The sequence below is a fragment of the Shewanella youngdeokensis genome (genome assembly GCF_033180165.1).
Lineage (GTDB): Bacteria > Pseudomonadota > Gammaproteobacteria > Enterobacterales > Shewanellaceae > Shewanella > Shewanella youngdeokensis.
This window is the reverse complement of record NZ_CP136522.1, coordinates 3365719-3389841: the sequence shown is the minus strand read 5'-3', so window position 1 is coordinate 3389841 and position 24123 is coordinate 3365719. Positions and strand designations below refer to the sequence as shown.

Genomic DNA, 24123 nt, shown 5'->3' with positions numbered 1-24123 from the left:
AGCTGCTATGGCTTAATGTTTGGCGAGAGTACGCGCTTACTTAACGGTTTTAACGCCGTCTGGTGTACCTACTAATAATACGTCAGCACCGCGCATTGCAAATAAGCCATTTGTCACTACACCCACAATTGCATTGATTTTTTCTTCAAGCTCTTTTGGGTTCATGATTTTCATGTTGTAGACATCTAAAATGATGTTGCCGTTATCGGTTACTACGCCTTCGCGGTATACCGGATCGCCACCTAGCTTGACCAGTTGACGGGCAACATATGAGCGCGCCATTGGAATAACTTCAATTGGTAATGGAAACTCACCTAACACGTCAACTTGCTTAGTGTTGTCGACAATACAAATGAATTTTTCAGCAACCGCTGCGACAATTTTTTCACGGGTTAATGCTGCGCCGCCGCCTTTGATCATGTCCATATGGTCATTGATCTCATCTGCACCGTCGACGTATACCGACAAATCATCAACGCTGTTTAAGTCATAAACAGGAATGCCCAGCGCTTTCATTTTTTCAGTTGATGCTTCAGAGCTTGATACTGCGCCCTCGATGTCAGCTTTCATGGTGGCAAGGGCATCAATAAAGTGATTAACAGTTGAACCTGTTCCTACCCCGACGATGCTGTCTTTTTCTACGTATTTAAGCGCAGCCCAACCCGCGGCTTTTTTCATTTCATCTTGAGTCATAACGAAATCCTGTTTAAAGGCAAAGGTTAAAAATATTGGCGATAGTATACGCTTATAACGCTTATAACGCTTAAAGCGGGTTTGAATTTATTTAATCGGCTTAAATTTTTTGCTGTGCGGCTCACTTAAGTATGATTTTTAGGCTGTGCTTTTCTCTGTGCTTCACAGGCTTGTTATTGGTGTGCGCTTAAATAGCACTTTGAGGCATTGGTAGCTCAGTGCAAATATTTGCTCTTAAGCTGGTATGTTATTGATTAATAATTGGCTCTGCTGGCTGTTCGATATATAGTCTGATTAACGCTAACCTGCTGTGAAGGTATTATGATGTTATCAACAAAGCAATCAGGTGTTTTGAAAGGCATGCTCTTGGCAATGGTGACCTCGATAGGTGGCATAACAGCAGCCATTATTTATGATCCGTTTCAATACGCCGGGTTAAATGTGTTATCTGAGCGGTTAACGGTGCTAGGTTTGGCGCTAATTTTACCGACATTACTGCTTATTGTATCGGTTGGCAGGCTAGCCAAGTTTAGATTTTTTAGCCCTGACGATATCGACGGTAGTGGGTTAACTCCTGGCAGTCATGACGCAGTAATGCTGCAAAGTTTATTGCAAAACACTTTAGAGCAATGTGTTATCGCTTTTGCGGTTTACACTGCGTGGGTATTGTTGATGCCAAGCAATTGGTTATCAGTCGTGCCTTTGTGCTCAATATTGTTCGCCGTAGGTCGTATTGGCTTTTTCGTTGGCTATCGCCGCGGGGCACCGGCCCGAGCATTTGGTTTTGCACTGACATTTTACTCAACGGTGGTGATGTTTTTAGTGCTACTGGGTTACCAATTAGCGTAATTTATTTACTGCTTATCCGGTGGCTCGTTTCAGCCTGCAATGGGCTAATAATGTGCATCTGAATATATTGATGCAAGAATTTACTTGCAAGGGCAACTGTATGGATGCTGCGGCGTTACTAAAGCTTGAAAAGGTGTTAGCCAAAGGTAAATGGCATTTTGTGTTGTTTCATGGGGTGCTACGTTGGGGCGTGCTGACCGCGCTACTATTTTGTGTTTTTAAGTATGTAACTCATGCTCACTGTAGTTGGCTTACAATTAAGCTCGCATTCATTACATTCCCTCTCGCTGGTATGGTTTGGGGCGCATTTATGTGGTGGTATTTAAATAGAAAAATGCATCAATACCAGCTATAAACGTGATGTTTTGACTACGCTGTGATTTGTCAGTGCCGGTATATTTCGTTGTCTCGTTAGGCTCAATTGTTTCTCATTTAACTTAAGTAGTTTGCTGACGCACCTCTATTGCTACGCTTTTACCAAAGCGATGTACACTCAGTTACTACACATTGTTTTAATCACACCGTTTAGAATACGCCGACACTGGTGTTTTACCAAGACTGTAGCGACCGAGTATATGCTTGGCTCTAGTCTGGTGTTACGCCGCTAACCATGGCAAGCACTGCCACTTGGCCATGCGCCCAGTAAGATTTATTTGAAAAGGAGCCATTATGGCTGGAGCAAGTTTATTAACTTTACTCGATGATATAGCCACAATTTTGGACGATGTTGCGGCAATGAGTAAGGTTGCTGCACGTAAAACTGCGGGAGTGCTAGGGGATGACTTAGCCCTAAATGCTCAACAAGTAACTGGCGTGTCGGCAGACCGTGAGTTGCCTGTAGTGTGGGCAGTGGCGCTTGGTTCACTTAAAAATAAGTGTATTTTGGTTCCCGCAGCGATGCTGATCAGCGCTTTTATTCCGTGGGCCATTACGCCGTTGTTAATGTTTGGTGGTTTGTTTTTATGCTTCGAGGGCTTTGAAAAAATCTACCATAGCTATCAAGTTAAACACCAATCTGCAGCCGTTGGTGAACCGTCTATAGAGCCGATGCCAGAGCTGAGTGAAGACCCCGTTGAGTATGAAAGAAAGAAGGTCAAAGGTGCCATCACCACCGACTTTGTGTTGTCAGCTGAAATCATTGCAATCACCCTCGGGATTGTTGCCGAGCAAAGTTTAATGACGCAATTTTTTACCTTGAGCGTTATTGCTCTCGTCATGACCGTTGGGGTTTACGGCTTGGTCGCCGGTATTGTCAAAATTGATGATGCCGGCTTGTATTTAAGCCAGCGCCAAGGGCAAGGTGTTATAGCTCGATTGAAGCGCCGCTTTGGTTTTATGTTATTGAACAGCGCCCCTTATCTAATGAAAACTCTGTCAGTGGTCGGCACCATTGCCATGTTTATGGTTGGCGGCGGTATTTTGACCCACGGTTTGCATTGGGTGAGTGACAAAATTACGGCTATAGCGGCTTGGGTTGATGGCCTTAGCGCGGTTGGCCCTGCGTTAGCCTTTGTTACCCCAAGTTTGTTAAATACCGTTTTTGGTGTGGTTGCCGGCATGGTGGCAGTATTATTGATGGAAATTGCCCTTAAGCTTAAAGGTGACAAACCCGCTAAGCATTAACAGATAAATTACTGGAGTAACAGTATTGGAAACACATATCGAACCCGCAGCGATAACGCCTTGTCAGGTTAAGGTTGCTAGTTTCAATCTGTTTAACTATATCGAACCGCCGTTTGCCTATTATGATTTTGAAAACATCTATAGCAGTGAACAATGGGCAAAAAAACAAGCATGGATAACGAATTTTTTAACGCAGCATCAGCCCGACATTATCGGGTTTCAAGAAGTGTTTTCGCCGCATTCGTTGGCGGCACTGGCGCGTGAGGCAGGCTTAAAGCACTTTGCTGTAGTTGACCAACCCACAGTGGTCGATGACTTTATTTACCGTGATCCCGTAGTGGCGATCGCCTCGAAGTTTGCTTTTGAAGAGGTCATTTCGATTGAAGTCGATAAAGCTTATGCGCAAGGCCTAGGCTTAATCGATGGTTTTAGTTATAGCCGCAAACCGCTGCGCGCTACAGTCGTATTGCCGGACATTGGCCACTGCGATATTTACGTGGTGCACTTTAAGTCAAAACGCGCTTCGGTAGATGAACTCCCTCCACAAGTAACGGCTAACTTAGAACAGCCCGCTAGCGCCAACTTTGGTGAATTACTGGGGCGCAATGTGTTAGGGCAGTGGGCTTCAAGTATTCAAAGAGGTAGCGAAGCGGCGTTGTTGTTTCACAGTATGATGTTGCGCCGAGTGCAAACCGGTAATGCCATGATGCTAATGGGAGACTTTAACGATGATTTAGGCAGTGCTTTGCTGAGCTTGTTAACGACAGCCGAACTACGGTTTGAAAAATTCGGCTTTGGTGAGCTAGCCAGTTATCCATTAGCCGATGCCTACACGCTGTTTTGTTGTAATCGAGCTGACAATAGTGCTGAGCAGACCGCGTCAAACACCAATACAAACCGGCCGCCAACGCATTATTATGGGGCGCAAGGTAATGTGCTCGATTACATATTATTGTCGCAAGACTTTAACCCGCGTTTTCATACCAGTACTGCCGAGGTAACGCATTACCACACAGAAGACCGACATTTAATTAATCCACAATATGAGCGCGACAGTCATAGTACCGATCATGCTCCAGTAGTGTGTACTATTTGTTCGCGGTGCTAATATTATCAATTGTATGGTCAACCATTAGCAGGTAAACCTGTGGTGTTGGGCTAGCGTTGATGTTGGTGAATAATGACGATTAAGTCACTATTTTACAGCAGTTTAAGCATGGGTTATTAAGGTGGTTGTATATTGTGGTGCTCAGAAGTTAGGTTTTTGTTTTTGCATCTAGGCCGCAAGTTTACTGCTTTGTTGCAGTCATGACGGTTATTTTAGTATAAAATATCGCTCCAAAATCGGGTGGCAACCTACACTTTAAACGGTTGAGTTAAAAAAGCGTTATTTGTTGTACAAAATAGCGACGCTCAATTGCCTTTTGAGACCTAATTAAGATAACTATACCAATATGGGACGGTCAGATGTCAGATAAGCACTTTATTACGGCGCAAGAATTATTAGAAGATTCTTTTCGTTTAGCGGCACAGGTTTATGAAAGTGGCTTTCGTCCACAATTCATCGTGGGTATTTGGCGTGGTGGCGCGCCGATCGGTATCGCCGTGCAAGAGTATTTTGACTTTAAAAAAGTAGAAACTGACCACATTGCAGTCCGCACTTCTTCTTACTACGGTATTAACCAGCAAAGTAAGAAAATTAAAGTCCACGGTTTACATTATATTGTTGAAAATGCCAATGCAGACGACGGTTTGTTAATCGTGGATGATGTGTTTGACTCAGGTCGCAGTGTACATGCATTGAAAGAAAAACTCGGTGAGTTGATGCGTTTAAATATGCCAAAAGACGTCCGAATTGCATGCCCTTATTACAAGCCTAAAAATACGACTGTACCGCTAAAACCAGATTACTTTATCCATGAGTCTGAAGAATGGTTGGTATTTCCACACGAAGTGTCGGGGCTGTCTCCTGAAGAGCTTGCCGAAGGTAAAAGTGATTTAAAAAACATTAAGCACTTGTTTGTATAACAGACATGTAATGCAACCCATATTAGCGAATGGCTGATTGACGTTGCCATTAAAAAGCCACCTTGCGGTGGCTTTTTTTGTGGTTGCAAATCTTATTTAGGTTAAAGCAAAAATGAGGTTAGTGACTCATTTTTGATTTAATCAGTAAGCATTTTTGCTCTTGCTGTACTGTTTCTTTAATGGCGCGGGCGGTGCCGTCTGACAACGATGTTACTCTGGCTAGCGTGTCATTTAAGGCGCTGACACTCGCATAGCTGCAGTCTGTTGGAATTAAAAGCTTGGCGTAACTGCGCATAAAGACTGGGCCTTTGTTTTTATCCAACTGGGCGAGTGTGCTGAGTCGCTGCTGGGCGGTTACATTGCTAAGTGCTTTTTGTTCGCTTGGATACAAGTGAGCCATAATGGTGCGTTGTTTTGAAAATGGCAGATTGGTTTCTTGTTGGATTCGGGTCAACCACTGACGTTTTTTGAGTGCATCGGGGCGAGATACTTCTGCGGCCAACGCTGCTTTTTGGCCAGAGTCGCTAGTGTCTGCAGTGCGCTCTTTGCGTAGCCAGTACATGGCGCTTGGGTGATCGTAGCGGTTCAAATGACTAACCATTAACCAGCGTAGGTCTTGGTCCACTTCTAATCCTTTGATACTCGCAGTGTGATTGAGCAGTGAATCGATGTGTTTCAACGCGTCTTTACTGCGGGCAAACGCGACAAAATTGCTAAACCAGCGGCGCTGAAAATCCCGCTGCTCGCTGTATTCCATCACCTTTCTTAGGCTCATCTGCTCAATGGCACGCACCGCTTGTGTGGCAAAACGCTGGTTTGACGGCGCCATGCTGTCTAAGTATTGCTGAGCTTTACTTAAGCTTGATAGCACTTGGCCCACTATGGTGTAGTCAGTTTCTTTGGGTAAATTAACGAGCACGGTGCCAATGTAGTCGTTCAGAGATAAGCTGCCATCTTCAACGCTATCCCATAAGCTTTGCCATAGCATTGAACGTAGCAGCGGTTCTTGGACTAGATTAAGGTTCTGTTTTGCAGTGTTAAATGATACTGGATCTAAATTAACTTTTACAAAGCCCCAATCTTGATAGTTTGGGTAGACCAGATCGGGACAGTGCATGCCAACAAGGTTTTTAACCTTCGTGATGCTGCCGCGATAAGTAACAGGCACACTCATAATATGGTGTAACTGATTACGACCTTTGGTAAACAGTCCGATTTGAACCCGCTGCTCACGCAAAGTAGGTAGGGCGCTGCTAGCGGCGGTTTGTTTAATTGTAAATTGGCTAATGCGGTCATTTTCACAGCTAAAGCTGGTTTGAATACTATTGACTCCCGCTTCGTACAGCCATTGCTGGCTCCAGGTTGTGAGATTAGTATTGGCGGCCTTGCCAAGGCTATTAATAAAATCACTCAGGGTCGCATTTTGATAACTGTATTGCTTAAGGTAGTTTTGCACCCCTTTCTGGAAGGTTTTTTCTCCTAAAAGGTGGTTGAGCTGGTTTAAGGCTGAAGCACCTTTGGAGTATGTAATGGCGTCAATATTATCGAAAGCATTTTGGGTAGTGGCTACAGGTACTTCAATTGGGTGAGTGCTGACTTGGCTGTCGAGGTGGTAAGCGCTTTGTTTGTTTTTAGCGTAAAAAGTGCGCCAAGCGTAGTTAAATTCAGTGGCTTCGCTGGTGGCTAGCGTGCCCATAAATGAAGCAAAACTTTCGTTTAACCACAATCCGTTCCACCATTTCATGGTGACTAAGTTACCAAACCACTGATGTGCCATTTCATGCATAATCACGCCCGCTAAACGCTCTTTTTGCGTGGCGGTCATTGCAGCGTTAAATAAGAAGCGGCTTTCGCTGTAGGTTATTGCAGCGGCGTTTTCCATCGCGCCATATAAAAAGTCAGGCACTAATACTTGGTCATACTTTTTAAAAGGGTATGCAATGCCAAAGTAGTCATCGAAAAATGTTAGCCCTTGCTGGGTGTAGGTAAACCAGTCTTGTGGGGTTACTTGTTCTGCCACCGATTGGCGGGCAAATAAACGTAGTGGGTATTTTCCGCTATTGTCGGTCCACTGATGATACGGGCCAGCATGCATTGAAAAGTTATATGGGCTCAGTTTTGGTGACTCGGGGAATGTCCATTGGCGGTTGTCGCCAACGATTGTGGCTGCTGACTCACGCATAGCACTGATCACTGTCCACTCTTTAGGAGCGGTTACCGACAAGGTGTAATGTGCTTTTAGATCCGGTTGATCAAACACGGCAAACATTTGCTGCGCTGCGGCGGGTTCGAAGTGAGAATACAGGTAAACCTTGTTGTCGACGGGATCAACAAAACGATGGAGGCCTTCGCCATTAGTGCTGTGGGCGCGGGTAAACTGTACTTCAATGGTGTTTTCGCCACTGGTCAGTACACCTGCAGGAAGGGTAATAAAGTGATTGTTATAATTAGGGTATAGCCTTTTGCCATTAATACTAAAGTGCTCAATGGTGGCTTGGCTGAGATCGAGCGTAAGCGCTTTACTGGCATCGTTGAGGTGAAAACGGATTTTTGTGGTGGCTGAAAATGTGGCTTCACCGGTTAGGGTAAAGTCTAAATCATAATGCACATCAGATACACGAGCAGAGCGTAATGCCGCCGATTGCTGGCTGATATAGGGCGAAGCATCTCGTGGTAGCATAGGTTGAGTGGGCGTTGAATTACAGGCCGTAAGTAGCACCGAGAGCAAAACAACGATAGCAGTATGAAACAGGTTCAAAACAACATCCTTATAGTAAACGATTGATATCCAAAAGAGGCACGTCAGATTTAGCGACACACGGTAGCATATTCAACCACTCACGGGCGTTAAAGTCATCAAATTAGAGCAATAAAAAAGCCAGCAAGTTGCTGGCTTTAGTGGTTTATGTAACGCTAACGCGGGATTACATCCCTAAAAATGATTTTGACTTCACTTTGCGGATCTCTTTTTCATCAGACCATTCGATGAGGCCGGTTTCTAAATCCATTAAACGCATCGTCATTTTGTAGTACACATCTTTAGTGCTGCCATCTTGTTTTACGATGCTAGAAAGGTTGCCGTAAAGCATGTATTGCGCACCGATTTGACGACCAAAGCTAATGGCTGTTGATGGGTCTACCATTCCTGAATTGTTTTGGTAATCAAGCTGCTTACGTACCGCCTCAACTTTAGTCATATCGATAAAGCGGAACTTACCTGAGCGTAATAATTTGTTGCTGATAGTGTCGGTTACTGACTCAGTATCAATGTGCTCTGAGGTTTTGTTTTTGATTTTATCAACAAACATAATCGGACGGTCATTGGCCGTTAGGGCCACAACCGGTGGGAAAGTGAGCATGCTATCGACCATTTTTGACGCGATAGCTTGTAAGTCGGTAGAACCAAAGTTTTCATTAACGGTTTCCACTTCTGTGGCATCACCATATTCAACCTTAGATTGACACGCAGACAAGCCTATGACCGCCGCGAGAATAAAAATAATGTTTAGATGTTTCATAGTCAGTTCCATATAAGTGATTGCTAAATGATTATTGAATAAAAGCGGGTGTAATTGCCAGTATCAATGACCCAAATAAGGGTTGTTCGGCCATTTTTAACTTCTATTTTGTTGGGTGCTGCATCGTTGAGCCCAATAGAATAGCTGCCCGCTTTTACATAAGTACGGGCAATATGGGCTTGCTTGGGTAACGTTAGCCAGCTGCGTCTATCAGCTTGCTCTGTTACGACGTTAAACAGTTGCATGGCAATGGCGGCATAGTCGGTTTGATTTTTCAGGCGTTTGCTATTGCTTTCAACGCTCTGGGTTAATTCTGATTTAGCATAAATACGTGCGGCTTGCCTTACCAATGCCGCCGGTAAATCTTCTTTTAAGGCAGTAATGGCTAGCGCATCAATATTAGCAATTGGCGCGGTGGTTAAATTGGTCCCGAAGCCTTTAATATTAGCCGGTTGCAGCTGTGTTAGCGTCGGCGTATAGCTTGCTAGTGAAGCTGTTTGCCAATTGCCATTAATGGTAAAAGGCACCGTGATACTCTGTTTTTCGGGCACAAAGCCACGCTCTAGCATGACAATGACTTGACCTTCGCCTTGTTGTTGGCGTTTTGTGTCGCCCCAACGTTGCTTGAATTCGTCATATTGCGGCATCGACAATTGCCCCGCGAGCCTCACTAAGTCTTGCTGTAAGTATGGGTTGTTAGGGGAAATTTGCGCAGCTTTGCGGTAATCAATATAGGCATCATTGGGTTCGCCTAATATTTCATGTAGTACCCCAGTGGTGTAATAGCTGTAAGCATTTAAAAACGAGCTGGTGGTTGTGCCGGCGGCTTGTCCGAGTTTATTCATTTCAGCGTCAATGGTGCCGTTATCCATTGCTTGCACTGACTCGCTTGATTTTCGGTAACGAGCTTGTTCTGAACTTTGTAGTTCGTTACTGCGGCGCACCTCAACTAATGCACCTTCAATATCGCCACTGAAAAGGTAGTTAAGCGCTTGATATTGATGCAGCATGATCCGTTCGTAACCAGGGCCGCGGTAGGGAATAACATTATCATTTAGCAGTAGGCTGGTTGCGGTTGCGCCTGCATCACTTACGCTAAGCTTGGCTTTATCGTCAAAGACACCATAAGCCCTGCTGGCTTGCTCGAAATAGCGTTTGCTGGCCTCAAAGTCGCCAGCAATTTGGGCTGCACGCCCTGCTTCTTGGGCGTAGAGTAGCCCGTCGGCACCACTGATATTTGATTCAACAATCGCGGCCGCTTGTTGTGGGGTAGCTGAATTGAGCTGGGCTTTAACAGGGGCAATTTGCGAAGGGTAATTGATGAAAATGCTATTTAGTGCGCATCCACTCAGGCTTAACATCATTGTTATCAGCAGGAGTGTCTGCTTCATGCTAGCGTCTCGGTGATGGTTGATTGCATTGGGATCCTTGTGAGCTCTGACGGCTTAAGTAACTAAAATGCATTGGTATTTTAATATGGCTAATAAGCTACAACTTAGCAAAGCCTCACTAATGTTAGCCTATTTATACCATGTTGAAGCTGAACCTAGTATGAATGTATAACGATACAGGTTACATTAATTTAACCCGTATCGTGATGGGGATTCAATCAATAATGCGGTGGTGGCGTTTCGTCTGCTTGGCTGGCCATGTTGCTAGGCTCAACAGATTGCAGTTTACTGAGCAATAAACGTAACTGCTCTTGCTGTAATGCAACCACATCATTGAGTTTAATGACTTGTTGGTTGAGCTCTTCAATAGTGCCATCTTGAAACGCTAACTTCATTTCTAACTCTTCAACTCTTTGTTCTATATTATCCACGTTAACCTCTGATGGATGGTAAAGGTGGTTACACCTAACCTATACCGATATGCTCAATTTGAAACAGAGTATACATCGACTCACTATTTTTAGGGTAGGTGGATGAGAGAGTCTGATAAATTATTCGGCTAATGATTGAAGTTGACCTATTAACTTAAGCCTACTTACAAGCGAATATGGTTCACTGGTGCCAGCAATATAAATCGTTTATCGCAAAAATCCTGAACTTGTACCTTGGTTTGTGGTCTGTTTAATCTGTATGTGTTTATACCCGTATGATTGTGGTTCGGCCTTGGTTTTATTGTGGTATGTAATACATTAATCTGTATCGAAAAAGTGCTCTTAATCACTGTTATACGCCTTTTGATTAAACAGATTGGAATAACCGAATTAACTAGTATAAAGTGGTTCGCCTAAATAAAAGCAGGTTATATTAACCACGTGTAGATGCTGAGGAAGCTTCAATGAAATCGATTTATAAATATTCGCTAGTGGCTTTGGCCGTTGTTGGTCTTACCGCTTGTAATAAAGAGCAGGAAGTTGCTGCTCCAGCTGCAGTTGAGTTGACAACCGAAACACAAAAAGAAGCCTACAGCATTGGTGCATCAATCGGAACTTATATGGCTAACCATATCAAGGAACAAGAAGATCTTGGTTTTGCTGTAGACAGAAATTTAATCGTGACTGGTTTTAGCGAAGGTTTGAGTGGTGAGCTAAAAATTAATCAAGAAGACATGCAGACAATCTTGAAAAGCCTTGATGAAAAAATGAATGAAAAGCGTGAAGCAAAAGCCGCTGAATTAGCTGCAAAAAGCTTAGCAGAAAGCGCAGCATTCCTTGAGGCTAACAAAGCTAAAGACGGCGTTGTAACAACTGAATCTGGCCTACAATACGAAGTATTGACCGAAGGCACAGGTGCTAAGCCAGCTGCGACTGACACCGTTAAAGTACACTATGTAGGTACACTAACTAACGGTACTGAATTTGATAGTTCAGTTGCCCGTGGCGAGCCTGCTACGTTCCCTCTAAACCGTGTTATTCCTGGTTGGACAGAAGGCGTACAGCTAATGTCTGTAGGTTCTAAGTTTAAGTTTGTTATCCCTTCAAACTTAGCTTATGGCGACCGCGATACTCCAACAATCCCAGCTAATTCTACTCTTGTGTTTGAAGTAGAATTACTCGAAATACAAAACGAAGAAGCTCCTGCAGCAGACGCTGAAGCTGCGCATAAGCACTAATACCGCTTTGTATACGACAACAAAAAAGGACGCTTAGCGTCCTTTTTTAATGCCTGAAATTGGTTCTATTGTTTTTTCTTTGGCGGGAACTGCGCCAGTATATTGCTCACCGTTGCATGGGTTTGTGCAGCTTTTGCTTCGCCACCATCTTCAAAGTCGAAAGTATTGCTGCCGCGCCAAATCAATTGTTGTGACTGTGGATCAACGATATCAATAAAAATGGTTTGTACTTTTTCGCTGTCACTGCCAATGGGCAAATCAACACTTGTGCCGATACTGCCGCCAACAGATTTCCCCCATGAACCTGCGCCAAGGCCAATCGATACTCCGGATGTTTTAGGTTTGTCATCGACTTTAAAACCATATGAGACTAAAAAGTCGGGTGCCTCAGTTTGGTTTACAAAGCCTGCCGACACGAGTGCCGCGGCAATAGACTGCTCAATTCTCTTAGAGCTCAACGGATCGGGCGTTTGAGGTGGCACAATTTGCGAGAAGGTTTTTAGTTTGGAAAAGTCATAGCCAACGCTGTAATCACTTTTAGGCGCTGAGGTAGAACTGCAGCCAGTTAGTATGGTTATAGGCAGCGCAACGATACACGCGATTAAGATGTTTTTTAGTTTATGCATGGTTTAGCCTCTTCGATTTCAAGCGTGACACCCTATGAAGTTTTAACTAAATGACGACTATAGTTAAGCGGTATTTTAGCGAGTACAGGATTAATTTTAGTTATACAAAGGTGATGTTGGCGCATATCAATCGACTCAATTTTTTGCGAATTGGTATTATGCCTTACATAGTATATGTTTAGGGGATGGAACAGTTAGAGTTTTTTGAGATCCTCAGCCCGTGCATTGGTGTTTGCCAAAGCGATGCTCGAGGATATTGTAAAGGATGTTTACGTAATCGAGACGAGCGCTTTAAGTGGCTCGAGTTTTCTGATGCGCAAAAAGTGAATATTATTCGGTTGTGTAAACAGCGTAAGCGTCGGCGTCAACTGGTGCTGATTAAGGCCAAAAAAGCGCAGTTGATACAACAACGAGTTGATGCGAATTCGAGTTTAAACTTCAGTGAGGTTGACCCCGAGCTTGCATCAACACCAGAGCCAGTTGATGTGAGCGATTTTAAACTGGATTAAGCCCCTGCACTTAGGGCTTATGCCAGGTTAGTGTAAACTGTGTTTTGCCCGGTTGACTGGCGACACTGACCTCGCCTTGATGGCGATCCATAATGCGTTTAATGATAGCCAGCCCTAAACCATGGCCTTTATTACCATTGGCACTTGTTGCACTGCGGTAATAGGGCTCAAAAATTTTCTCTTGGTCCTGCGGCAAAATTCCTTCGCCGTCATCTGTTACGCTGATTAATACTTCTTCATCTTGCGTGCTGATAGCCACCGTAATACGGCTAGCTGCAAAACGCTGTGCGTTGGTGATGAGGTTTTGCAAAGCACGTTCAATTAATGACGGTTCAGCCATAATTTCAATTAGTGGCTGCTGCGCTTTTAGCTCAATAGTAATGGGGTGGTGCGCTTGTAAACGTTTAATGGTTTGTTGTACTAAGCTATTGATATCGCAGCGTTCAAATTGCAATCCCTCACGTTGAGTTTCTAAACTGGCGTAGGTGAGTAGCTCATGCAGCAAGTTTTCCATCTCTTTAATGTCGAGCAGCATCTCATCAATAAATTGACTGCGGCGTTGCTCGCTTGAGTCGGGTAAGCAATATTGCGGGATCAGAGCTAGCGCAAACTTAAGCCGTGCTAGCGGGGTTCTAATTTCATGAGAAACCGCATTTGAAAGGTGCTTTTGGTTTTCGATTAGCGCACTAATATGTGCTGCCATATCATTAAACGTGGTCGCTAATGGTAATACTTGCGACTGTTTTGCCAATTTTATACGGGTATTCCATTTGGCTTGGCCAAATGCTTTGGTCGCGTGCCGTAAAGTTTTTAAATCTTTAGATAGCGGCCAGACCCAAATTAATGCGACCAAGGCCAGTGACAGATAAAAAAACAAGTTAAAAATGCCACGTAAACCAGCGTCGGAATCAAACCTTATTGGCCCCGCCATTAATACTTGCTCGCCTACGGCAATAAACTGTAGCTCACTATGAAGATCATAAGGCGTGGTAATTACGGCATCGGCTTGAATCGTTTGCTCGTTAGACAGGACGATTTGGTCGGCATCAAGAATGGCTAATGGAAACTCAGGGTTATTATTGATGCTGTCGAGCAGGGGTTGGCGCTCCTCTAGCGGTAGGTTTGCTAACATCTGAGCTAAGGCAACTAAAGGGGCATCAATTACCCCTTTTTCTTCAACATTACTTTGCCAAAGGTTATCAAGCGCCCAGCCAATAGTTAGAAAGCCGACGCTTAATAATAAATATAAGCTTAAAAATAAACGCTTCATGGTTGTGTGGTTTGCACCTTAGCCATTCCATGCTTCAGGTGCGAACAAATACCCTTGGCCCCACACGGTTTTAATTCTGAAAGGCGTTTCAATATTATCACCGAGTTTTTTTCTTAATCGAGAAATGCGTACATCAATTTTTCTGTCTTTACCGTCAAAATCAATATTAAGTAAATATTGATAAATATATTGGCGACTCATAACTTGGCCTGCTTTTGAGGCGAGTAACCACAATAGTTCAAACTCATGGCTGGTTAAGTCGACTTCAAGCTCGCCTAAGCGAATAGCTTGTGTATGTGGGTCGATACTTAATTTACCAAAGCTGAGACAGTGCGACTCCGCTTGTGGTGGTTTGGCTTGGCGACGTAATAGGTTGTTGATTCTGGCAACTAATAAAGCTGGGTCAACGGGTTTAACGACATAATCGTCGGCACCGAGAGCTAAGCCTTTAATTTGGTCTTCATTTGAACCTAATGCGCTCATTAATAAAATCGGTCCAGCAAAATAGTCTGGTAATTTTTCGCATAAAGTCAGACCGTCCATACCTGGCAGCATAATATCGAGCAAAATAACATCAGGCTTATAGTTAATTAAGCGGGTTAATACCGTATCTCCACGGCGTTCGACTTCAACGTGCATTCCATGCGATTTTAAATAATCTACAATTAAATTGGCTAAACGAATGTCATCTTCGACGAGTAATACTCTGTGCGTAGATTGAGAGTCGGTCATTAGAATAAACTCCATGGGTTGCGGTAGCGACGCCTTACATGAGGCGAAGACGCTTGAGTTACTTTTAATTTTACCCCCGCAAGGGTCTCTGAGGTATCTTTGTCTATCATGACAAACTGAATATCTTTTTCAGCGCTGACATTTACAGTTAAAGAGTTATTTTTATTTGAGCTACTACACCATTTTTCTAGTTTTTTATAATCAGAAATGATGCATATTGGCCGATTTTTTAACACTTCCCACGTTAATACCACTTCAGTATTGCACTGTGCGTCTTCGGCACTGGTAATACAAAACTTAGGTGCTAATGTAAGGTCGGCAGCGGTTAACTCTGCTTCTTCAGCTACACTGTAGCCGCTCATTACTGAGCACAAAATCAAACACAAAGGTATTTTTCTGGCTATCAATAACACGCGTATTAAAACCTATATGCTGCGCCTAAAAAATAGGTGGTGGTATGGTCCTTTTCGAGCAATGGACTGGCCACTATTTCATCAGCAATCTTGGTATAACGAGCGGCAAACAACAGGTTCCAATTGTCAGTTAACACATATTGTCCTGTAAACTCGAGACCTTGATTAAGCGCTGATTTTGGCTGGTATTTTTCGCTCCAATAAATACTTTCACTGGGCCTTATACCATAGTAATAATCGACAACTCGCTTGCTCTTCCAGTCTAACACAGCTGCAAACTCAAAATTCCAACTGTTTAATGGAATATTGTACCGCCATTTGAGCTGCGCTTCAGTACCGTTGTGCACATTAAAAAGATCATGTGTAACAGATGTTTTGACTATACCAAAAGCTGTGTAAAGAAACGCTTCTGCACCGCCAAGATATGTAAACTTTCTGCACAGTTTCTCCATAGTATTGATTTCTGGTGTGTTTTTGCTCATACCTGTTGAAGTTTCGTTACCAATAGATTGCTCAAAACTATTGTTTTGTATTGAGAAAAGATTGCTTGGATCCCAGCGATAGAAAAATGCGCGATCATGGCTAAACGTGCCGATTAAATTTATGGTAAAGCTTTCGCCTTCAGTGAGGGTATAGCCTAAATCGCCGTTATCAAAAAACCATCGGTCTCCATAATAAGCGATTGTCGGGACGAGGTAGATCGGGATATCGTCATAATCTTTCAGTGGATTAGTTTTACTGCCGTAGCCAAGCGCGATACCAATATCCCAGCGTTCCACTTCAATACAGCTATTGTCACTTTCGCAATGAGCATTATTGGCTAAAGCGGTTGAGGTATTTAGGCTAAGCAAAAGGGCAAACGCGAATAAATAAGGCATGGCTGACAGTCGACTAATTACATGTGTTAACAAATTGTTGCGATGGTAGCATCAATTAGCCTGTGCGGCATGCGTTAAGGTTGCTTTGTAGCAAAGTGATACAGATCATACTGTTGTACGGTATTAGGTGCGGCAGTTTAGTGGCAGGCAAAAGCTTAAAAGTTACAGGGTGGCAAAGCCGGAAATCTGTAACTTTTGAGCGTATTGGTTTGCTGGGTTACGACTGCATTTTTTGGCGCACAAAACCTAATGTTGCTTCATCTAGGCTGCGTTTTGAAATGTAACTTACAGTTTTTGCTTGTTTAAGTAAAAAGCCCTGCTTAGTTTCTGTAATTGTTGCAATATCTTGCCATAATACCGTGCCGTTGACGTAAAAAGAGTCGTGGGTTATGCCTGTTTCATCAACGGTTAATGTCACTTCATTGTTTGCCGCTTTGCTCACCATTTGACGCATTAACCACCAAGGTTTTTTATAGTAAATGTTTAATGCTTCTAACACGCCTAGCGCGATGAGAAACCAAGATGCATAGGCATTGATATTGGTCAGTAATAACAAAATGCCAATAAAGCTAAATATAATCGCTTTGCGATAAGCGCGTATTGAATTATCGATGACCACCGATTCGTCAAAGCACTCGCTAAAGTGGCTTTTATCTAAAGTATATTGTGTGGTGTAACTGTGTTGTGACTTCATTAGTACTCGTTAGTGCTGTGCTTGATGCTCAAGGCTTAATGATTACATTATACGCCTAAGTTTGCCCATAGTGGATTAACTCAAACTTAATCTGGATAATTGTAATGGTTTAGCCAGCGCTAGTGAGTATTTTGGGCGGTGTGATATTGCTGCCACTGTTATTGACGGTGGTTATTAATGAATAACTGTTAACGTTATGTTGTTGTCATTTGTGTTTTACTTCACCGGTGCGCTAGTCATATTGGTATTTACCTTTGGAAAAATCCGCTACCCATTAGCGCCAATCTTCTTTTTTGAACAACGCAAGCAGATTAAAAAACGCCGAGTAAACGGTATATTTACCAATACAAGCAACGATCCATTTAATACCGCCTTTATTGTTGGAGTGCTGTTTTATTTAGGGCTGTTAGGTGTACTGGTATGGCTTGCTTGACGCTTTGTGTCTTGGCTTTACTTGCGGGTATAGCAAACTGCAAAAATAGCTTCCACGTTTAAACGGTTGTTTACATTTTGAGCATACGGCAGTAGCTTAGCGAAAAACACGCGCGTTTATGGATGAATATGACAACCAGAAAAACAATACTGATCACCGGAGCCAGTTCAGGACTGGGACGAGGCATGGCATTAGAGTTTGCCAAAATGGGGCGCGACTTAGCCTTGTGTGCCAGACGAGTTGACAGGCTAGAAGCCTTAAAAATAGAGCTAGAAGCGATTAACCCATCGATTAGAGTGTCGGTAAAAGCATTAGATGTAACCTGCCACCAACAGGTGTTCGACGTGTTTGAGCAATTTAAGCAGCAGTTAGGCTCAATCGATCGGATCATTTTGAATGCTGGAATGGGCAAGGGCGCGGCGATTGGTACCGGACACTTTGAGGCCAACAAGCAAACAGCTGAAACCAACTTTATTGGTTTGTTGGCGCAGGCCGAAGCCGCGATGGCGATATTTAGAGCGCAAAATTCGGGTCATCTGGTGACGATGTCATCGGTTAGTGCGGTGCGTGGTTTTCGGCGTGCATTAACGGTTTATGCGGCAACAAAGGCGGCAGTGACCTCGTTAACTGAAGGGATCCGGATTGATGTGATGCATACACCAATGCGCGTTAGCTGTATTCATCCAGGCTTTATTCGTAGTGAAATTAATGATCATGTCGAAAAAGTGCCGTTTATTGTCGATACCGATGTAGGTTGTCGTGCAATAGTTAAAGCCATTGAAGCGGAAAAGGCTAATAGTTTTGTACCGACCTGGCCTTGGGCTGTACTGCATTGGGTATTACGGGTTATGCCACAGGCTTGGATTAGAAAAATGAGTTGATCAAGCTCATATATCTAATCTAGCTGACGAGCATATTTACCCTTAGTCGTAATGGTTTCGCTCACTGGGTATGTCACTTAAGTATTGTACAAACTCAACTTCATAGCCGTCTGGGTCGATGTAATAGACATTACGGCGATAGGGCGAATCCGCGCCATTTTTATCGACAGGGTGACCCATTGCGGCAAGGCGATTGATCACCCCATCGAGGTCGTCCACCACAAATGCAAAATGCGCCAACCCTACTTGATGACCGCTCAAATCTCGATTTTGCTCAACCCCATTGTCGTTAAACGTTAAATACTGCTGGTCATCGCCAAAGTGGATCCAGTTACGGTCGACCCCAGACCATTGGCTGACACCACCGCCACGGGTTGTCCAATGTGGAAAAATGGCTTGATAAAATGCCAGCGCGGTGGGGATGTCTTTTACCACTAAATTCAAATGTTCTAAATGCATCATAATTATCTCCTTACTATAGGGTTAACTTAAATTTGAATTGTTTTTGCCGTGTTGCTACATGCCATAACTGTACTCGTGTTGTTTGGGGTAGGGCCGAGTGTGATGCTTAGCCCTGATCACCGTTAACGCTTCAGCGTATTGCGCCAACATATGCAAGCAATAACCAATGAATTCACGAAGCTGACAGTCGCGCTCATCAACCGGTTGTGCATGGTTTAATACTGCGTCGACATTGCGAATAATAAGGTGGTCTGGTGTTGCAACTAGCTTATTATTTTTAAATGCATTCATTCTTAGCTCTGCTATTGGATACGCGCCATTAATACCACTGACTACCGACACTAACAGCGCTGGCTTGTGCGCCGTTTGCTGGCTGTCGCACATCAACAGAAAGTTTTTCATTATTGGCGATGCCATCCCGCCCCATTCTGGTGTTATTAATATCAATGCGTCGGCGCGTTTAATCTGCTGCGAAATAAGCGGCCAGCGGCTGCCTTCGCTGCTCTTACTGCCCGACTCACCATCCCAAAAAGGCAGCTGATATTGGCACAGCTCAATGTGTTTTACGTGTTGATTCGGTTGCAACTGCTGCATTAAGTATTGCGCGACTTTGGCGCTTTGCGAGTTTTCACGTTGGCTACCACTGACAATAAGTATGTTCATATATGTAAACCTTTTTGTTTATTAATGTTAAGTAAGGTAATTGCTTTACTTAATAATGTAAAGAAAAAAGTTTACTTAAATAATGGTTCAGTAATAATAGGCATTAAGCGTGATAGAGGTGCCTATGAAAACCAGCGATAAAATTTTACAGATGCTCAAAACCCAAGGTGAGCTCACCGCAAAAGTGATTGCCACTGAACTGGGTTTAACCACAATGGGCGTGCGTCAGCATTTACAAAGCCTTGAAGACAGTAACGATGTTGTGATTGAAGACAGAAAAGCGGTCCGAGGTCGACCAACGCGTTATTGGTCGTTAACCCCCAAAAGTAATAGCCACTTCTCAGACCGTCATGAAGAACTCACAGTGCAATTAATTGACTCTGTAACAACGGTTTTTGGTGAGCAGGGGCTAGAGCAACTCATCGCTCATCGCGAGGCAGCCTCATTAAAGTTATACCAAGCAGCGTTAGCGGCAGAGGTTGGTTTAGCCGCCAAGTTAGCTGCACTGGCCAAGTTGCGGTCTGACGAGGGTTACATGGCAGTTATTGAACAGGTTGATGGTGTTTATTGGCTGCTAGAAAATCATTGTCCTATTTGTGCAGCAGCTAGTGCATGTTTAAATTTTTGTCGCTCGGAGTTAAAGCTGTTTCAGGCGCTTTTAGTTGGTGAGGCCAGCGTGAGCCGAGAAGAGCATATTATTGAAGGTGCACGTCGTTGCGCGTATAAAATAGACCCAATTAATGGACAAACTAATGCAATCTAAACGGGCACGGTTAGACCGGTTTATCAGTGCAACGACTGGAATAAACCGTAAGCATGTGAGGCTGTTGTTGGCTAAAGGCTTAGTTGAGGTTGACGGTAAAGTGGCCCGCGATATTGACCAAATTATTGATCAGTTTTCGCATATTTGTTTAGAAGGCAAAGTGCTTCGAGCTAACGCCCCGAGTTATGTTATGTTGCACAAGCCCATCGGTGTGGTGAGCGCAACCGTTGATGATAAACATAAAACCGTCATTGACCTGCTAACACGGGCCGATAAAACACAACTGCACATAGTGGGTCGGTTAGACTTAAATACCTCAGGTTTATTGCTGTTAACCAACGATAGTCGCTGGTCAAAGCGCTTAATGTCACCAGAGCACAAAGTGGCAAAGTTGTACCGCGTTACCTTACAAAATCCATTAGATCCCACTTATGTCGATGCGTTTGCTAAAGGGATGTATTTTGGCTACGAAGATATCACTACTGCTCCGGCAAAGCTTGAAATTGTCGACTCACACACTGCACTCGTTACCTTAATCGAGGGGCGCTACCACCAAATAAAACGGATGTTTGGCCGTTTTCGCAATCCGGTAGTAGCACTGCACCGAATTTCGGTGGGCGACATTGTGCTCGATCCCCAACTAGCAGTAGGCGAAAGTCGCGAATTAACCCCCGCTGAGGTGAACGCCTAGCCTCTTTTTGTCCGCGACAGTTGAATCAGTTTGGCTGTTGTTGGGTAAAAAATAAGCCAATGTTCAAGTTTGTGATGTAGTGCAAATTTTGAGCTGGCTCGCGCTGTACTTACCGTGAATGTGCAATCGATAACTGGATGTAAGTGTGAGCAGGGTCGCTTTGTTGGTAAAAGTGTGATCGGTGACTGCTGGTTGCTTGCAGTAAAGCCCATGGTGCAATGCAGCCTATTAAGTCTATGATTGCCCAGTTTAATCTACTACATTGTTGCTATACCCCTGCTGTAGCAACGTGGAGGGCGGTATTTGCTTGCAATAAACGGTTTAACTACACTGCGCGCCGCTAAGGTTAGCTTAGGTTAATCAAGTGCGGTTGAATGTAACCGCTACCCACCTTATTGCATGCATCCTGTAGGGGACTTATGACGACACCACTTAACAACACTTTCGCTAATCCGGCACCTCTGGGTTTAATGGGCTTTGGTATGACAACTGTACTGCTCAATATCCATAATGCTGGTTTTTTTCCGATCGATTCAATGATCCTTGCGATGGGTATTTTTTACGGTGGTATTGGCCAAGTATTAGTTGGATTGATGTGTTTTAAGCGTGGTGACACGTTTGGTACTACTGCATTTACTTCATACGGCTTATTTTGGTTGACGCTAGTTGGGTTGATAGTGATGCCGAAAATGGGCTTAGCAGCGAGTCCTGCCGGCTTTATGGGTTGGTATTTAGGCTTGTGGGGTTTGTTTACCGGCTTTATGTTTATTGGTTCAATGCGTTACCCATTGGCTAAGCAAATTGTATTTGGTTCATTAACATTACTATTTTTGTTATTGGCTGCGCGCGATTTTACCGGCAGTGAGCTCATTGGTACTATTGCGGGTTTTGAAGGTATTTTTTGTGGTTTGAGTGCTATTTACTTTGCCATGGCGCAAGTGCTTAACGCTGAATATGGCCGCGTGATCCTACCGGTTGGTAAAGTGCGCTTTGCCGCTGCAACGACAGCTTAATTACGGCAAGGCTGTGATTCTTATCAACAGTAAAATAGATTAGACAATAAAAAAGCTGACATTAATGTCAGCTTTTTTGCGTTTTACCCAAGTGATATTAGTGCTTAACGTTGTTGAAGTTTAAACAACCACTTGCCGTATAGGTAAATACCCACAGCTGATATCGTACCGATAGCCGCAATGATATACCACGCCATACCAATATTATGGCTGTTATATAGTAAAGTGGTTAGTTGCTGCGCTGGCTCACCAGTATAAGCAACTAACGTGGTAAATGCTTCACCCTGAGGGATGGCACTTACATCTGCGGCGCTCATGCCTCTTTGTGCTAATAGCTCTAATGAGAAGACCTCTTTTGAGGCGTACATCTCATACAGTTTAGGCCCAAAGAACCCTTCGAGTGTCCAGCCAATACCTTGAGGTAGCATCACAAAGCCAAGGTACATGGCTTTTTTGCCTTCAGGTGCAATGTTACCCATAAACTCATTTTTCTTTGGGCTAATCATCATTTCGCCGAATGAAAACATCACAATCGCCAGTACAATCATCCATGCTGCGTTAGTGGCACCCACAAGAATGAAGGCAAAAATACTCAACAAACAACCGCCAAGCATCGCAGTGGTAATGCGGTATTTAGCCGTTAAAGCGGCCACTAAGAAACAGGTGGTCATAATCATACCGGCGTTAAGGTTCAGCATGCCTTCAGGCATGACTTTTGTCCCGGTATTATCAAGGCCAAGCCAAAATTGGAAAAATCCGTTGCTGGTGCCTTCTGACCCAAATAGTGAGGTGACGATGACGCTGGTGTCGACCCATTCTGCAATGTGGATCGGTAATACATCAAACAGTGAGTTAAATAAAAACCAAAAACCGGCGAATACGAGCATGTAGTAAATCACTACGGGTTTTTTAAGCTCATGCAGTGCATCACGCCATAGTGCAACTTGCTTTACTTCGCCCGATTTTACTTGGCGATTACGCTCTAAACGTTCTTGTTTACCCGGCTCTTTATAAGCGAGCAAAAATAGAAAGTTGAGTGAAATAATAGCGGCACAAGCAAAAAATACGTTATCCCAAGAAAGCTGACGCATATGTACTGCAACTAGTGGCCCCAAGAAACCACCAATATTAACCACTTGGTAGAATATTCCCCACGCCATCGAAGTGTTTTGTCGACCCGTTGAAAGCACTAACGTACCTTGAATGCCGGGTTTAAATATCCCTGTTCCCCCTGCAAGTAATATGGCACCAATCAAGAAGCCCGTAAAACTGGGGAAAAACGCCATAACTAAGTAACCTGATATTTTGACCAGTGTTGAGGCAAAAATGGTTTCTTTGTAGCCAACGCGATCAGATATTCCGCCAGTAAATACCGGAATAAATGTCTGCATCATTGCCCAGATCCCGATAATAATACCGTAATCGCTCAGGCTAATACCGAGTCCACCTTCGGACACTGGCGCTTTAGCGTACAAGCCAGCACTGGCTTTTACGCCGTAGTAGGCAATACGTTCGACAAGCTCCATGCCGCCGACAATCCAAAATATATAACTTAAGCTGGCAATAGAGGCCCACATTCCCAGCTGTTTGACTTCGCGTAAGTCGTTATCTGCGTAAGCATCTTTAGGCTCGCTCATAACTTTCCTTTAATTGTGTTCTTTCTATTTATTATTGTGAGCTGCAGTAAAGCAGCGCTTGTGTTGTTTTAGGCTATTTTTGGTTGCCAAAACACTGCAAGCTTGTGATTGCAGCCGATACAATACCTAATTTGATGCTAAAAAACATCGCGTTAGTAGTAGTTTGCGAGGCATCTATAGTATTGAGGGCGCGCGTTGGTCAATTATTGGTATTAAACGGCGTGGTCATACGGGTAACTTAAGCGAGGCTAGAGCAAGTCTTCATAGCTGTGAGAGCGGGATTAAAGGCAATAAAAAAGCCTAACATTAGGCTTTTTTATTGCGCAAAAGTGTGGCTACTTAGTGACAACCCATAAGGCGTGTAACATTCCAGGGATAAAAAACAGTAAACATAGAATAATATTGATCAGTAAGTCTTTGCCCACACCACTTTTAAGAAAAACAGCCACAGGTGGTAATAATATTGCGATAATGACGAGTAACAGCTTATTGGTGTCCATAGAGTATGTCCCTTTAAAGTACTGGTTTAATTACTATCATTTCAGCTATTACAAATTTTAACAGCCTCTATTAAACTTAATGCAAATTATTGTTTCTGTAAATCTAACTTCAGTGTTTTAACCACAGCCTATACAGTGCTAGGGCAATTGCGGCTTACCGCTAATCATTTAATGCTAACTCATTGTC

General features: G+C 43.6%; 27 protein-coding genes. 12 read left to right on the top strand and 15 right to left on the bottom strand.

Annotation, left to right across the window (positions count from 1 at the left end):
* Positions 1 to 36: 36 nt before the first annotated feature.
* Positions 37 to 693 carry a ribose-5-phosphate isomerase RpiA gene (rpiA, locus tag RGE70_RS14520; protein WP_310472162.1) on the bottom strand — a complete coding sequence of 219 codons (657 nt, stop codon included), beginning with the start codon at positions 691 to 693 and terminating at the stop codon, positions 37 to 39.
* A 321-nt stretch (positions 694 to 1014) separates the two neighbouring features.
* Here rpiA and RGE70_RS14515 point away from each other — a divergent pair, with 321 nt between their 5' ends.
* The 5 genes from RGE70_RS14515 to RGE70_RS14495 all read left to right on the top strand — a co-directional run bounded on the left by RGE70_RS14515 (position 1015) and on the right by RGE70_RS14495 (position 5193).
* Positions 1015 to 1542: an MAPEG family protein gene (locus RGE70_RS14515; RefSeq protein WP_310472161.1), complete on the top strand. Its 528-nt coding sequence runs from the start codon at positions 1015 to 1017 to the stop codon at positions 1540 to 1542.
* Positions 1543 to 1642: 100 nt separating this feature from the next.
* Positions 1643 to 1897: a hypothetical protein gene (locus RGE70_RS14510; RefSeq protein ID WP_375087862.1), complete on the top strand. Its 255-nt coding sequence runs from the start codon at positions 1643 to 1645 to the stop codon at positions 1895 to 1897.
* 314 nt (positions 1898 to 2211) lie between these two features.
* Positions 2212 to 3165, top strand: coding sequence for a DUF808 domain-containing protein (locus RGE70_RS14505; RefSeq protein WP_310472159.1), 954 nt, complete (start codon positions 2212 to 2214; stop codon positions 3163 to 3165).
* Positions 3166 to 3190: 25 nt separating this feature from the next.
* Entirely contained in the window at positions 3191 to 4273 is a 1083-nt protein-coding gene (locus tag RGE70_RS14500; RefSeq protein WP_310472158.1) for an endonuclease/exonuclease/phosphatase family protein, read from the top strand.
* Between the two features lie 359 nt (positions 4274 to 4632).
* The gene (locus tag RGE70_RS14495) at positions 4633 to 5193 is read left to right on the top strand and encodes a phosphoribosyltransferase (protein WP_310472157.1); all 561 of its coding nucleotides are present in this window, start codon (positions 4633 to 4635) and stop codon (positions 5191 to 5193) included.
* A 118-nt stretch (positions 5194 to 5311) separates the two neighbouring features.
* Here RGE70_RS14495 and pepN read toward each other — a convergent pair whose 3' ends face one another.
* From pepN to RGE70_RS14475, 4 genes are all read right to left on the bottom strand, one after another.
* On the bottom strand, positions 5312 to 7951 hold the full coding sequence (gene pepN / locus RGE70_RS14490) for an aminopeptidase N (RefSeq protein ID WP_310472156.1): 2640 nt from the start codon (positions 7949 to 7951) through the stop codon (positions 5312 to 5314).
* Between the two features lie 166 nt (positions 7952 to 8117).
* Positions 8118 to 8711, bottom strand: coding sequence for a penicillin-binding protein activator LpoB (lpoB, locus tag RGE70_RS14485; protein ID WP_310472155.1), 594 nt, complete (start codon positions 8709 to 8711; stop codon positions 8118 to 8120).
* A 23-nt stretch (positions 8712 to 8734) separates the two neighbouring features.
* Positions 8735 to 10102: a COG3014 family protein gene (locus RGE70_RS14480; protein WP_310472154.1), complete on the bottom strand. Its 1368-nt coding sequence runs from the start codon at positions 10100 to 10102 to the stop codon at positions 8735 to 8737.
* 218 nt (positions 10103 to 10320) lie between these two features.
* Positions 10321 to 10533, bottom strand: a complete 213-nt coding sequence (locus RGE70_RS14475) for a SlyX family protein (protein ID WP_310472153.1) — start codon at positions 10531 to 10533, stop codon at positions 10321 to 10323.
* 464 nt (positions 10534 to 10997) lie between these two features.
* Between RGE70_RS14475 and fkpA the strand changes: the two genes are divergently transcribed.
* Positions 10998 to 11771, top strand: a complete 774-nt coding sequence (gene fkpA / locus RGE70_RS14470) for an FKBP-type peptidyl-prolyl cis-trans isomerase (RefSeq protein WP_310472152.1) — start codon at positions 10998 to 11000, stop codon at positions 11769 to 11771.
* Between the two features lie 65 nt (positions 11772 to 11836).
* On the opposite strand, the gene RGE70_RS14465 is transcribed toward fkpA, so the two are convergent.
* Entirely contained in the window at positions 11837 to 12397 is a 561-nt protein-coding gene (locus RGE70_RS14465) for a DUF4136 domain-containing protein (RefSeq protein WP_310472151.1), read from the bottom strand.
* A gap of 185 nt (positions 12398 to 12582) precedes the next feature.
* Between RGE70_RS14465 and RGE70_RS14460 the strand changes: the two genes are divergently transcribed.
* Positions 12583 to 12906, top strand: a complete 324-nt coding sequence (locus RGE70_RS14460; protein ID WP_310472150.1) for a DUF1289 domain-containing protein — start codon at positions 12583 to 12585, stop codon at positions 12904 to 12906.
* A gap of 10 nt (positions 12907 to 12916) precedes the next feature.
* Here RGE70_RS14460 and RGE70_RS14455 read toward each other — a convergent pair whose 3' ends face one another.
* The 5 genes from RGE70_RS14455 to RGE70_RS14435 all read right to left on the bottom strand — a co-directional run bounded on the left by RGE70_RS14455 (position 12917) and on the right by RGE70_RS14435 (position 16893).
* Positions 12917 to 14176: an ATP-binding protein gene (locus tag RGE70_RS14455; RefSeq protein WP_310472149.1), complete on the bottom strand. Its 1260-nt coding sequence runs from the start codon at positions 14174 to 14176 to the stop codon at positions 12917 to 12919.
* An 18-nt stretch (positions 14177 to 14194) separates the two neighbouring features.
* Positions 14195 to 14908: a response regulator gene (locus RGE70_RS14450; protein ID WP_310472148.1), complete on the bottom strand. Its 714-nt coding sequence runs from the start codon at positions 14906 to 14908 to the stop codon at positions 14195 to 14197.
* A complete protein-coding gene (locus tag RGE70_RS14445) occupies positions 14908 to 15270 on the bottom strand; it encodes a DUF3019 domain-containing protein (protein WP_375087861.1) in 363 nt (120 codons plus the stop codon). The genes RGE70_RS14450 and RGE70_RS14445 overlap by 1 nt, the downstream gene beginning before the upstream one ends.
* 56 nt (positions 15271 to 15326) lie before the next feature.
* Positions 15327 to 16199: a MipA/OmpV family protein gene (locus RGE70_RS14440; protein ID WP_310472146.1), complete on the bottom strand. Its 873-nt coding sequence runs from the start codon at positions 16197 to 16199 to the stop codon at positions 15327 to 15329.
* Positions 16200 to 16416: 217 nt separating this feature from the next.
* Positions 16417 to 16893 (bottom strand): YcxB family protein, encoded by a 477-nt coding sequence (locus RGE70_RS14435; protein ID WP_310472145.1) that lies wholly within the window; start codon positions 16891 to 16893, stop codon positions 16417 to 16419.
* Between the two features lie 196 nt (positions 16894 to 17089).
* Here RGE70_RS14435 and RGE70_RS14430 point away from each other — a divergent pair, with 196 nt between their 5' ends.
* Positions 17090 to 17326, top strand: a complete 237-nt coding sequence (locus tag RGE70_RS14430; protein ID WP_310472144.1) for a hypothetical protein — start codon at positions 17090 to 17092, stop codon at positions 17324 to 17326.
* Between the two features lie 128 nt (positions 17327 to 17454).
* Entirely contained in the window at positions 17455 to 18207 is a 753-nt protein-coding gene (locus RGE70_RS14425) for an SDR family oxidoreductase (RefSeq protein ID WP_310472143.1), read from the top strand.
* Positions 18208 to 18249: 42 nt separating this feature from the next.
* Here RGE70_RS14425 and RGE70_RS14420 read toward each other — a convergent pair whose 3' ends face one another.
* Together RGE70_RS14420 and RGE70_RS14415 are read right to left on the bottom strand one after the other, a co-directional pair.
* A complete protein-coding gene (locus RGE70_RS14420) occupies positions 18250 to 18669 on the bottom strand; it encodes a VOC family protein (protein ID WP_310472142.1) in 420 nt (139 codons plus the stop codon).
* Between the two features lie 54 nt (positions 18670 to 18723).
* Positions 18724 to 19332 (bottom strand): NAD(P)H-dependent oxidoreductase, encoded by a 609-nt coding sequence (locus RGE70_RS14415; protein WP_310472141.1) that lies wholly within the window; start codon positions 19330 to 19332, stop codon positions 18724 to 18726.
* Between the two features lie 124 nt (positions 19333 to 19456).
* Here RGE70_RS14415 and RGE70_RS14410 point away from each other — a divergent pair, with 124 nt between their 5' ends.
* The 3 genes from RGE70_RS14410 to RGE70_RS14400 all read left to right on the top strand — a co-directional run bounded on the left by RGE70_RS14410 (position 19457) and on the right by RGE70_RS14400 (position 21799).
* Entirely contained in the window at positions 19457 to 20095 is a 639-nt protein-coding gene (locus RGE70_RS14410) for a helix-turn-helix transcriptional regulator (protein WP_310472139.1), read from the top strand.
* Positions 20085 to 20786, top strand: a complete 702-nt coding sequence (locus RGE70_RS14405; protein ID WP_310472138.1) for a pseudouridine synthase — start codon at positions 20085 to 20087, stop codon at positions 20784 to 20786. Before RGE70_RS14410 ends, RGE70_RS14405 begins: the two co-directional genes overlap by 11 nt.
* 419 nt (positions 20787 to 21205) lie before the next feature.
* The gene (locus tag RGE70_RS14400) at positions 21206 to 21799 is read left to right on the top strand and encodes an acetate uptake transporter (RefSeq protein ID WP_310472137.1); all 594 of its coding nucleotides are present in this window, start codon (positions 21206 to 21208) and stop codon (positions 21797 to 21799) included.
* Between the two features lie 104 nt (positions 21800 to 21903).
* Here RGE70_RS14400 and RGE70_RS14395 read toward each other — a convergent pair whose 3' ends face one another.
* On the bottom strand, positions 21904 to 23436 hold the full coding sequence (locus tag RGE70_RS14395; RefSeq protein ID WP_310472136.1) for an MFS transporter: 1533 nt from the start codon (positions 23434 to 23436) through the stop codon (positions 21904 to 21906).
* A 335-nt stretch (positions 23437 to 23771) separates the two neighbouring features.
* Positions 23772 to 23936, bottom strand: a complete 165-nt coding sequence (locus RGE70_RS14390; RefSeq protein WP_310472135.1) for a YqaE/Pmp3 family membrane protein — start codon at positions 23934 to 23936, stop codon at positions 23772 to 23774.
* Positions 23937 to 24123 lie beyond the last annotated feature (187 nt).